11 protein-coding genes are annotated in these 11,265 nt (G+C 52.8%); 8 read left to right on the forward strand and 3 right to left on the reverse strand.

What is annotated here, in order from left to right; translation table 11 throughout:
* Positions 1 to 93 precede the first annotated feature (93 nt).
* Positions 94 to 1,083, forward strand: a complete 990-nt coding sequence (locus tag TA5113_RS04355; RefSeq protein ID WP_181949458.1) for an FAD:protein FMN transferase — start codon at positions 94 to 96, stop codon at positions 1,081 to 1,083.
* 60 nt (positions 1,084 to 1,143) lie between these two features.
* Positions 1,144 to 1,341: a (Na+)-NQR maturation NqrM gene (gene nqrM, locus TA5113_RS04360; protein WP_058313474.1), complete on the forward strand. Its 198-nt coding sequence runs from the start codon at positions 1,144 to 1,146 to the stop codon at positions 1,339 to 1,341.
* 57 nt (positions 1,342 to 1,398) lie between these two features.
* Here nqrM and TA5113_RS04365 read toward each other — a convergent pair whose 3' ends face one another.
* On the reverse strand, positions 1,399 to 1,581 hold the full coding sequence (locus TA5113_RS04365; protein WP_058313475.1) for a hypothetical protein: 183 nt from the start codon (positions 1,579 to 1,581) through the stop codon (positions 1,399 to 1,401).
* Positions 1,582 to 1,662: 81 nt separating this feature from the next.
* On the opposite strand from TA5113_RS04365, the gene TA5113_RS04370 reads away from it, so the two are divergent.
* Positions 1,663 to 2,184, forward strand: coding sequence for a CBS domain-containing protein (locus TA5113_RS04370; protein ID WP_058313476.1), 522 nt, complete (start codon positions 1,663 to 1,665; stop codon positions 2,182 to 2,184).
* Between the two features lie 133 nt (positions 2,185 to 2,317).
* On the opposite strand, the gene TA5113_RS04375 is transcribed toward TA5113_RS04370, so the two are convergent.
* Positions 2,318 to 3,412 carry a tyrosine-type recombinase/integrase gene (locus tag TA5113_RS04375; RefSeq protein WP_058313477.1) on the reverse strand — a complete coding sequence of 365 codons (1,095 nt, stop codon included), beginning with the start codon at positions 3,410 to 3,412 and terminating at the stop codon, positions 2,318 to 2,320.
* 365 nt (positions 3,413 to 3,777) lie between these two features.
* Between TA5113_RS04375 and TA5113_RS04380 the strand changes: the two genes are divergently transcribed.
* From TA5113_RS04380 to TA5113_RS04395, 3 genes are all read left to right on the forward strand, one after another.
* Complete coding sequence (locus TA5113_RS04380) at positions 3,778 to 4,200, forward strand: helix-turn-helix domain-containing protein (protein WP_058313478.1); 423 nt, start codon at positions 3,778 to 3,780, stop codon at positions 4,198 to 4,200.
* 730 nt (positions 4,201 to 4,930) lie between these two features.
* Complete coding sequence (locus TA5113_RS17335; RefSeq protein ID WP_165589380.1) at positions 4,931 to 5,620, forward strand: SH3 domain-containing protein; 690 nt, start codon at positions 4,931 to 4,933, stop codon at positions 5,618 to 5,620.
* Positions 5,621 to 6,340: 720 nt separating this feature from the next.
* A complete protein-coding gene (locus TA5113_RS04395) occupies positions 6,341 to 7,543 on the forward strand; it encodes an SIR2 family protein (protein ID WP_058316623.1) in 1,203 nt (400 codons plus the stop codon).
* A 280-nt stretch (positions 7,544 to 7,823) separates the two neighbouring features.
* Here TA5113_RS04395 and TA5113_RS04400 read toward each other — a convergent pair whose 3' ends face one another.
* Positions 7,824 to 9,044 carry a HEPN domain-containing protein gene (locus TA5113_RS04400; protein WP_058316624.1) on the reverse strand — a complete coding sequence of 407 codons (1,221 nt, stop codon included), beginning with the start codon at positions 9,042 to 9,044 and terminating at the stop codon, positions 7,824 to 7,826.
* Positions 9,045 to 9,559: 515 nt separating this feature from the next.
* Between TA5113_RS04400 and TA5113_RS04405 the strand changes: the two genes are divergently transcribed.
* Both TA5113_RS04405 and TA5113_RS04410 read left to right on the forward strand, forming a co-directional pair.
* Positions 9,560 to 10,309, forward strand: coding sequence for a DUF8168 domain-containing protein (locus tag TA5113_RS04405; protein ID WP_058313482.1), 750 nt, complete (start codon positions 9,560 to 9,562; stop codon positions 10,307 to 10,309).
* A 196-nt stretch (positions 10,310 to 10,505) separates the two neighbouring features.
* Positions 10,506 to 11,231, forward strand: a complete 726-nt coding sequence (locus tag TA5113_RS04410; protein WP_058316625.1) for a hypothetical protein — start codon at positions 10,506 to 10,508, stop codon at positions 11,229 to 11,231.
* The last annotated feature ends 34 nt before the right edge of the window (positions 11,232 to 11,265 follow it).

Genomic DNA, 11,265 nt, shown 5'->3' on the forward strand with positions numbered 1-11,265 from the left:
GCCCCAGTTCATAAAAGACCAAGCAAAACTCTACTTCTGGAGAGATTCACAGTGACCTCGCAGCTTAAACTTTCGCGCCGTAGCTTTCTTGTCATGCCAATCGCGTTGGCCGCTTGTAAGAAAGGATGGTCCATCCTGAACATCACCGGCTTGACCATGGGCACAAACTACAGCGTCGCTGCAGTAGACCATTCTAAGTCCGTAGATCAGGGTGAATTGAAGACAGCGATTGAGAACAGCCTGCAGCTGGTGAACGCTCAGATGTCCAACTGGGACGCAAACTCTGAGATCTCTCGCTTCAATGCTTCCGCGTCTACAGCACCGGTTGCTGTATCAAACGAGCTGGCGACAGTTATGCAGGCCGCACAAGATGTACATGTTGCATCCGAGGGTCGTTTCGACGTTGCAATCGGCGATCTGATCGATCTTTGGGGCTTCGGTTCCGGCGCGACTCGCACAGCAACTCCAAGCGACGCAGAAATCGCCGCGGTTCTGGAAAACACTGGTCATTCCAAAAGCTTGCGCGTTGCAGGTGGCACTCTGCAAAAGCTGCAGCCAGAAGCAGAAATCTACCTCTCCGCCATCGGGAAAGGCTTCGGTGTTGATCAAGTTGCGCGCACAATCGAATCCTTCGGCATCAAAGATTACATGATCGAAATCGGTGGTGATCTTTATACTGCGGGCCTGAACCCAGAAGGCATGCCTTGGCAGATCGGTATCGAAACTCCGGTTGCTTACGACCGCGGCGTTCAGCAAGTGGTCAGCGTTTCCAACCTGGGCATGGCGACCTCCGGTGACTACCGCAACTATTTCGAACAAGACGGCGTGCGTTACTCTCACATTCTGGACGGCACAACCGGTCGCCCTGTGACACACAAAACTGCGTCCGTGACTGTTCTGACTGAGAACGCGATGCTGGCAGATGCTTGGGCAACCGCGATGTTGGTACTGGGCACAGAGCGCGGCCTGCAAATCGCTGATGAACAAGACCTCGCGGTATTGTTTATTGATCGCGATGTTGATTCGGCTCAAAACGGGTTTATCTCGACTGCAAGCAAGCGCTTCGCGCAGCTGCAAGCCTAATCACATAGGGGACAAACCGTGCTCGAATTCGCCTTTACCTTTGGTCTTCTTCTACTGGTTATGACCGGCATGGCCGTCGGCGTTATGTTTATGGGGAAGACGATCAAAGGCAGCTGCGGTGGATTGAACGCGATTGCTGATGCGGACCATTGTCTGGTCTGCAAGAAAGAGATCGACCCTGACAGCCCGTTGCGGGACCGTCTTGCCTGCCCTCGCGCACGCAAAATGATTGAAGAGATGGAATCAGAGCGCTCTTAACCAGCACTGAGATTTCGCTGAAAAGAACGCCCTACGGGGCGTTTTTTGTTGCCCGGCCTATTGCTCAGCCATAGGCACGAGGCCCAGAAACAGCAGCACGACACCGGCAAAAAGCCCGAAAACCCATAGCTGCCAGCGCGGCCCTTCGGCCTTCCAAACCCGGCGATATTTGTATCCTGCCAAGCAGGCAGCCACGAAGAGAATCGTTGCAAATAGCGGTGTTAAAGCGAAATCGTTCAAAGCTCGGGCTTCCCAAATCCAAATTTCTCGTTAGGCTAGTTGTCATGGCGGAGGAACACAATCAAGGGAGGACCTTGCTGCATGCCAACATCTTATCGCGCCACGAATCGCGGTGATACAGCCAGCACCAAAACGACAAGTCAGTCCACGGACACCAATCTCGCGTCAAAAGACGCAAGTGTCGGAGACATTTTGGCCAGTAAAGGGAACGCAATCTTTTCGATTCGGCCCCAAGACACAATCGGTCATGCGGTCGAAGTGTTAAGAGACAAACGCATTGGCGCGGTTGTTGTGACAGACGCAAACGGTGCGTTGGTCGGAATCTTGTCAGAACGCGACATCGTGCGAAAACTGGCGGACACACCGGGCAAAACGCTGCCGCACAAGGTCGAAGACGTCATGACCAAGGATGTTCAAACCATCTCAGCTGACGAAACACTTGTGTCAGCCCTACAAATGATGACGAACGGGCGTTTTCGCCACGTTCCGGTGACCGACTCCACCGGGCTGATCGGCATGATTACGATCGGCGATGTGGTCAATCATCGCCTCAGCGCTTTGGAACATGAAGCACTGCAAATGAAGCAGCTGATCGTCGGGTAAACGAAGCGGCTTCAGCGAATCAAGATGCGGGTCCTTCGGGGCCCGTTTTTTTGGTTATGGGGCAAAAAAATGTGGCGACCCCGGCAGGATTCGAACCTGCAACCTGCCCCTTAGGAGGGATGCGTTCATAGCGCTATTCCTTTTGTGATTTCTTACTGTTGGGTGTTTGTACAGCGTCATTCTGTACATGGTTTGTACGAAAACGAGCCCTGATGTCGGCCTCGTCCGTCTCTGCGTGGGCATAGATGCGCATAGGCAAATTGGGGTCAGACCAGCGACCAGCTTTTGCCGCCGTCACGGGATCGACACCCTGACGGACAACAAGCTCCGTGAAAAAGCCGTGCCGTCCAGCGGGGTGGGCAGAAAGGTACGGGATCCCCGCGCGTTTGCAGATCGTCTTCCAGCGGGTGTTGTAGCCGGTGGAGCTGCCATAGCCGAAAACGCGTGCCTTCATCAGCTTTCCGGTCTTGCGGTTCTTGGGGCGTTTAGGCGGCAGTGCGAGAAGTTCGTCCATCATCTGCGGTGAGACAGTGATCCAGCTTTCTAGATGCCCCTTCTGCGCTTTCACGCGGACCTTGTTCTCATTCGACCGAAGATCATCAGGCTCCAAAGATACGGCCTGATCAATCCGTGCAGCCGTCTCAAACATGAAACGGACCAGCGCGGCATTGTACGGATCGGCGGCATCGCAAAACGCCTCGATCCATTCCTTGTCAGCTGGCGTGCGCTCGACGCGGCTGAGCTTCCCTCGCCGTTTGTCCTGCGCGATCCGCTCGAATTTATCGTAAGGCTTGACGCGGATCAGAGGCGTGCCTTCCAATTCGTGCGCATTGTTGATCACTGCACTCGCGGGCGTCACGATTTCGCGCCACCAAGTATCGGTCGACGCTTTGGGTTTCAGTTTCGGCCCAAGGCTCTTCAATAGCGCGCCAGATATCGCGCCGAGCGACAAGTCACCGATTGCTTCGACAATCGGGATCAACTGCTTCGCTGCTTTGGGGGACGCGTTGTAGAGCATGATTGCATCAGAGAACGTCTTGCTCGGTTCGTCGCCCACGACATAGCGTCGAATCTGGCGTTCGGTCTCATGGTTTATCCAGTCCCGTGCGCCCTCTTCTGTAGATGCCTTAGTGCTTCGCCGGTATGGGCCGGCGATTGGCCGGCCGTTGTACTCAATCCACCCCTTGGCCCAGTAGACACGGCCCCTCTTGTAAATTTGGAGCGGCATGACTGACCTCCTTCAAAAATCGTATCAATCTGCGCGGGCGTGATCAGCATGGTTCGCCCAAGGCGATAAAATGCACCCGTCTCATTCGCTCGCTCGCGCAACGTGCGTTCCGAAATATCGATCCCCATCCCGGCCATAACTTCGACCCACTGCGCGGGAGTCTTTCCGAGCCCGAGGATCTGAGAGCTGTCTGAATAGTTGGTCTCTGCCATTTCAGTCGTCCTTGTCCGCTTAAGTTGAATCGGCGACACGCATGGAATCGCTTGTTCTGCACCTTCTGACGTGGTCAGATGGAATTAATTGGAATTTTATGTCATTTTGTGCAGTTTCGCGCAATTTGACAGTCACGTCAATGGGAACCTTGCATGGCGCGGGATTTGAAGGCTGTCTTCTCGGCAATGGGTGCGCGACTTACGATCGCGCGCAACGAAGTCGGCTTGACGCAAACCGCCATGGCGGACGCGATCGGCGTCTCACACCGCGCCTATCACAGCTACGAAAAAGGCCAGCGCGGCCTTCCCGTTGAGGCCTTGGTCGCGATTGCCGACAAGTTCGATGTAGACGCAGCATGGATCCTTTTGGGCACAAAATCTGTTAGGGCCGCGCATGACTTCGAAGCGCTGAAGAGGATCGAGATTTCGCTCGATCAGCACCTGACTGAGGAAAACATCAAAATAAAGAGCGAGAAACGCGGAGCAATCGTGGCTCGCTGGTATCAGTCACATGTCGAAGGCCGTGAAGTCAGTGACGACGATGTGCACACGTGGATTGAATTGGTAAGGGATTAAGATTGTGAAGCATGCGAGCAAAAACTGGCGTCAAGTCAGACGTGTTACGTTGGAACGGACGCAAAGAAACATTGTCCACCCCTTGCTGCCTATCCAGACTGCCTTTTTGGTTGCTATCTCAATCTATTTCGGCGGGCTTCTTCGCTTCTCAATCTTTTACACAGGCCCTTCCGAGTTCTTCTTGTTTGATGTTTTTCAGGCAGTCACCTTGGTAGCTGCTTCGATCGCAATCATGCTTTTGCTCGGGCCCGTCGTGATTCTGGGTGTGCTATCTCGACGCTTTGAGCGCCTTCTTGGGGAACAGTAGGATCCGAAAAAAAGCACGTCTCAGATGCCATTCTCAAAAGAGCGAACAGAACTCATACTGTCCCGCATTAGGGGCAAGCTAGACTCAAATTCGGTAAATGATTGGGAACGATCATTCCTTCAAAACATGGAGGCGCTGTTCTTGCGGCATGGGCCCAAGACCAGTCTTAGCAAGGCGCAATACTCGAAACTCCACAAAATTCTGAAGCTTGAACGCCCAAAGAGCGACGACAAATCCACTGCTGTAACGCCTCAACAGGTTGGGAAACCAAACGCCCCTTCGGCGCAAAGGCCCGCCGCTAGGACCGTACAGCAACGATCTCGGCCTCGGAGACGGACTGCGTCACCGGCCCAAATCATATATGCACCCAAACGGGCAATTCGTAGAGCCCAACGAAAGCTCTTTTTCCCCATCATCCTCGTTATGGGAATTCTGGGCCTGCTAAGCGCTTTGTTTGATGGTGGGTCATCCAGCGTTCAAACTCGCCCAACCGATGGTTCGACATACGCAATTGTAACCGGGAGTAGCGTCAATCAACGTGAAGGCCCCTCAACCAACAATCGGGTAATGGGGCAGCTGGCAGAGGGCACAAGAGTACGTGTTCTCACCAATCAGAATGGATGGTCGCAGATCACCTCTTCACTCGGGACGGGCTGGATGTCATCAAACTATCTAGTCTCATCAAGAGGAAGTGTTCCCACACCAACAAATAACAATCCAAGCATTAGAACGGTCAGCGCATCTGAAGTTCGCGTCATTGACGGCGATACCGTAGCAATAAGAGGTCAGCCGGCAAACGTTCGGTTGGTTGGGTTTAATGCACCAGAAACCGGATCCCCTGCATGCAACGCTGAGCTACAGCGCGGGCAGCAAGCGACCAATCGTTTGCGAATTCTATTGCGTGAAGCTGAATCGATTCAGTTTCAAAGGGTGGCGTGCTCTTGCCGCCCGGGAACCGAAGGAACACGCGAGTGCAACTATGGTAGACAATGTGGTGTGCTCTCAGTGGATGGCAGGGATGTGGGAAGAATTCTGATTGGTGAAGGCCTTGCGGTCCCCTACCGCTGTGGTGCAACGAGCTGCCCGCCACGGCCAGGAAACTGGTGTCGATGAAGCTAAAATTCATTGCCTAAAGCGAAGATTTTGGCGTCATCGTTTTGTCTGCACTTCTACCGGCCACGCATGTGCGGCCCTAACCGGACATTGATCAATGGCTTGAAATCCTCTTTGCGCTAAGATGCATTGATGGAACAGCGCAGAAGATGTCGCTTGTGTAAGGAGTAAAGACGGTGGTGAATCGGATTGAAAAGATTGAGGATGGCGCAGTAACAAAAACTGCAGAGAGATATCCCCGCGACGGAGGACATTTCTTTGAATGCTTCGAGCCAGGTCAAACAATGAACCCGGTCTGGTTAAACTCTCTGGACGATGTGGCGGATTTCCTTCGTACGGTGCCGAACCGACGCGTGCGGATGGAACCTGGTGCGGCCATGATATCGAGGCATATTTTCATTGACGGAGAACCGATCTGATATCCCGGCCCAAAGCCGCCATCGGGTTGGGATTAAACTGAGATCCGGTTCGCTCCATGAGGATTGGCGGAAACCCTCATACGGATGATTACAGGAAACCCTCCTTCCAGATCGCGGCAATACCGACGATCCCCAGAATACCATCAGCTGGGATCAGTCTCCACGTTATCCTCTGTGTCTTCAGTCTCGCGACTTTCGCCTATGGCATGCGGCCAGCAAATGGATTCCCAACCATTGGTTCATGGGTGCACTTTTTGATAACAGGTCTTCTTGATTGACGTCAAAATAATGAGGCTAATGAATGCGAGTCGTTTTGCTGGGAGCTGGTGCATCGAAGAGTTATGGCGCTTCGCCGACCGGACAAAGGATGCCAATCGCCAACGACTTTTTCCCTACCTTCTTCAAATTGGACGCAGCGGCCAACCCTTGGGTTCTGCGTGACGGGCTAATTCACTACCTTCAGTCGCAGAAAGGTATCACGGACACAGATGCCTATCTCGCAGCAGGTGTAGATATAGAAGAGATACATAGCGAGATTGCTGCCAGGCTGGCGAGTGTTGAAACAGAAGAAGGGGGTTTTGATCGCATAGTTCTTTCAAAGCCCTACAACCAATTGATATTTCTTTTTGCGACGACACTGAATGAGATCGCCAACGGACCAGTATCGCAAAGTCACATCGATCTTGCGAATTCGCTTCGACCAGAAGATGTCATCCTGACTTTTAACTGGGACACTCTTATGGATCGCGCGCTGATGAAGGCTACTGACTGGGTGCCTGATAGTGGGTACGGAATTACGCCACATCGTCTATTCCGCGATGGTTGGGTCGGTCCAGAAGAAAAGTCTTCGTCCAACAAACTAATAAAATTACATGGCTCGGTGAACTGGCTGACCGCTCACCCGATATACGAGGGTGAGGAACTGGTTCTGACGCACGCGCTTCCGGCGGACTCATTATTCGTCTATGAGCATGCTACGCGTCCCTACGCGACACATGCAGGCAGATATGCAAGCGGCTATGCCCCAATGACTTACGGCTATTACCCACCCAATTTGACTGATGTTCCAGGTCGCTCGGCTCCAGACGGCTACGTTATTGTTAAGGTTCAGCCTAAAATGCCTTGGATGCCAGAAGGACAAGCAGGGACGCAGGGTCTTGCTTCGATGCCGTTGATCATCCCACCGGTAAAGGAGAAAAGCTACCAGTTCTTCGGCAGCTTGTTTGAGGAACTTTGGCGCAAGGCAAGCGACGCTCTGGAAGTTTGCGACGAGGTGCTCGTGATTGGCTATTCATTTCCTAAGACTGACCTAAAAAGCCTCGACCTATTTAAGGACGCCTTTCTTCGGCGTGGATCTGTCCCTCGCGTCACGATAATTGACCCCAACCCAACGCGCCCGAAAGAGGTTTTTCAACTGGAACTTGGCATCCCTGAAAGTCATTTGACAGTGGTAGAAAGTCCTTTTCTGGGTGCGGAAACGATTGGCCCCGTTTTTGGGACCTGATGACGCGGCGGATGCGGCGCTCAGTCATAGACATTGAAATGTAACGCCACTCGAAGGTCCGCTTCGGCGACCTCCGACGTTGACCATGCCGCAATGCGGAAAGTCCGCTCTCCACCCCTCGAGCAGGCGAACGGTGCCTCAGTAGTGCTCTGCCCATACCGGACCTTGGCCCGATCCAACCTATGCTGCGCTTGCAGCCCGCATTGCGGACATTGGAAACGTACTCAATATCTGGAGTTGCGCGAACTGGCGGTCTGCAGATATTCGATGATTTGCAAAATTAGTCACGTGTTCCATCATCACTCAGAATCATTTTGAAGAGTGCCTGCTGGGTCAGATTGAAGCCGCTAATAAATGCGCTTTGGCGGCCTTTTAAATGGCGTTTACGCCTCGCATCGGTTGCGCCATGCACGATCGCTGAGCGGACGTCATAGACCTGCTTGATCGCAGCTCTAATGTCGTCCTTGTGCTTTTCGTCGACACCCAGCAATTCAGCCATCCCATCCTGGAGCTGTCGACTGATCCCACCGCCACTAGGTCTAAACATCAATTCCAACGATTGCGAAATGTCCAGAATTCGGTCGTTGGCACCAAAGCGCCCCAAGCGCGCCAAAGCTTCTGAGAGCCGATGAATAATCGGCGCAAAGCGCTCAAATTCCTCACCTTTTCGTTTACCGAAGGCTTGTTTGGCCAGATCGATCGAGCTTTTCTGGAGCCGTGGAGGGGCTCGAAAAGGATCGTGCCGACGCCCGACTTTACGTATCGGTTGGAAACCACCTTGACTGTGGGCCAAGCCCAGCAAGCCGTGCGCGGATCGGTGCAGACATCCATGCATCAACATGAAAGGTATGACAGGTGTTTGGTTCGCAACTGACAAAAATTCCAAGAATGTAAGAGCGTCGTCCTCAAATCTTGGAGGCCACCTAGGCGGCTCATCGCGATAGTCAGTCTTCCGCCGAAACGCCGGTCGCCAATGGAACGGCCGCACTACAGCGCCAATTTGCCGCCAATCACGTCGGTCCATCTCCTCCGGCACAAAATCTCGGATCCATTCGCGATCCAGATAATCTGAAAGGTCGGCAGCTGGTTTGACGATCAAACCACCCTGAATCTCAAATTCGTTGCGAATTTCGGGACCATGGAACAGCATTAGATCGTAACCCAGATCGAGCCCGTTCGGGACATCATTTCCTAAGGTCGTCGAACTCAGATCAAGGACCGATCCAAGTTCGTTCGCAGCTCTTGCAAAACCGCCGTCGCCATCTTCATGGGCGCGTTCCAACAAACCGGCCACGATTTGCGTCAGCCAGGTGAGCGATGTCCCGTTTAAGATTCTGACGTGAAATTCTTCATTTCCGATACCAGTCCCAAGCGCTCTGGCGAGTGCTGGGTGTGACCTCAGGATACCTCTCACCGGGTCAAGCGCTTCGCGAAGTGGCTTGTAGTATTCCTTCTCAACAGATCGTGAGGCAGAGCGCGCGAGATCAAAGAGATGAGCCATGTCGTCCTTTGGAAAGGGTGTTTCATCCTTTCCGTTGAATGACACGTGTGTCGGGTAAGAGCTCGCCTGCCAATATGCCTCAAGAAATGGTTCTTGAACTTTGGCGAGATGGCTCAGTGACGGCGCCAGGCGGGCGCACCATGAATTCAAAGAGTATGTCATCAAGTTCACTTAGCTGAAAATGGGGGAGATGACATCGGCCCATAACCGACGATCATCAACACTCCGAATGCCGCATTGCGGCTTTCCTAAAGCGGACATAAATAAATCCTGCCAACTTGCTTGAAATATGATTAAGCACGCACCATATCGGTACTGAGTGAAGCGAGGAGGTCCTCGCAGGCGCCTGATAAGCGTCATGTGCCCGTAAGGGCATCCGGTTCGAGCCCGGTGCTCCCCGCCAAAGCCCGCTCTTCAGAGCGGGCTTTTATTTTCTGTCCCAAACCCGAGCCAATGCGCTGCAAAGATGCTGTAGCATCGGTAATGCAGTAAAATCTTTCAAGGGATGAAACTTGATGGAAGTCTTCTATTTCAAAGGCCGCGTAGTTCCTGACCACGTACCGCTCACCGTGAACTACACTCCAAAATTCGAACGGAAGCCAAGTGTGGAAACAGAACCCGACTCTGTCATCGAAGTCTCGATTCTTGAGGGCGGATTCCAAGTTAAAGTTGAGGTCGAGCACTATACCGACGACAAAGCGCTAGCTCTTTTCCAAGCGGCCTGGGACGCAGCTCAACGTTTGGCGAATGCGGCAGGATTTATCAGTGCTATCCCATATCAGATTATTGTCGATTCTGTCGTGAGGCCAGACGGCTCAGTTAAAGCACTTGCACTAGGTGATGCTTATCTGAGATCACTTGGTACTTTCACCGATGACGACATCGAGACCATCGCTGATCTTATGATTGCAGATCATGCATTTGGCGAAGCGGTAGCAGATCTTCTATCGATGCTCAGCAAGACCCACTACGCTCCGATCAGCTACGGTAGAGTTGCGGAAAGCATCGCGCGACTCGTAGCTCCAAACGAAAAGCAAGGTGCCATGTGGGCTAAAGCGCGGAGCGAACTTAGGGTCAGCGAAGGTTTTTTGAGAGCGCTGACGGAGGCATCGACTGATTCAAGACACGGAAATCGGACTCCAGTTAGTGCGGCAACCAATCGGAAACTAAGTCAAATGGCATGGCTTCTGGTTCATCGCTATGTCCACTATCGGTTACGTGAAGCCAATCTACCAAAGGCTGAGTTTCCCGAGCTGTCTGGATAATTCCAATCTAGTTTTCCTCATTTTTTAGCGATCGTAGCCGATAACCGACCTTCACGAGATGATAGAAATACTACGTTGCAACCCTGCTTTCTGGACATTGCGTTCGCAATACCGCGGCAATCTGACAAGTTCGTGTTTTTGCTACACTCAAGTCCGAGTAAGATAGAGCCATTCGAGAAAAAAGTATGGAAAACTAATGACCGCAAGTCCCGAGGCAACAGGTGGCGTCGGCTACACCTTTGAAGATTCAGTAGTGGCGTCATATTTGACCAGCCTGCTTGTTGAAGGCGGTGCGCGGGGAATCTCTGAAGCGATTACTGACGGCGTCTTTCTCCAGCGCGCGGCGCTTGGTGAGCCACTAGACGATATAATTGTGGAGGCGTCGGATCGATACGGCCAACCTGCCAAACTGGCTCTGCAAGTGAAGCAAAGCCCAACGCTGAGTTCTGCTGAAACTAATGCCGACTTTCGAGACGTCATTTCGGCTAGCTGGCGAGAATTCAAGAAAGACGGCTTCAGGATGGGTCGGGACCGTGTTGGCTTAGCTGCTGCTAATATCGCGCAGTCCACACTCCGGGCAGCCCGATCTACGCTTGAATGGGCTCGTACATCAAAGTCGGCAGACGACTTTTTTAGGCGGCTAGAAACCAAGAATTTCGCAAGCGACGCACAAAGAAGGTTCGTGAGCGATGTCCAAGCTCTGCTCCCAGCAGAGGCGAAAGGTGAGGACAATTCTTGGCAGTTTCTAAGGCATTTTGTCATCCTCGTCTTTGACACGCTTTCAGAAGGAGGGTCAGGTTCATTCGAGGCAATTGAACGTCTGCGGAATGCGCTACCAACTGGAGAGCGTCATCGTGCGGAAGAGCTTTGGGTACGACTTTCCCAGATATCACGGCAAGCATCGGGCGCAGCAGGTAGCTGAATAGCCCCTAGAATTGTAGACGCCTTCTGCCCTA

The sequence above is a fragment of the Cognatishimia activa genome, assembly GCF_001458335.1.
Classification (GTDB): domain Bacteria; phylum Pseudomonadota; class Alphaproteobacteria; order Rhodobacterales; family Rhodobacteraceae; genus Cognatishimia; species Cognatishimia activa.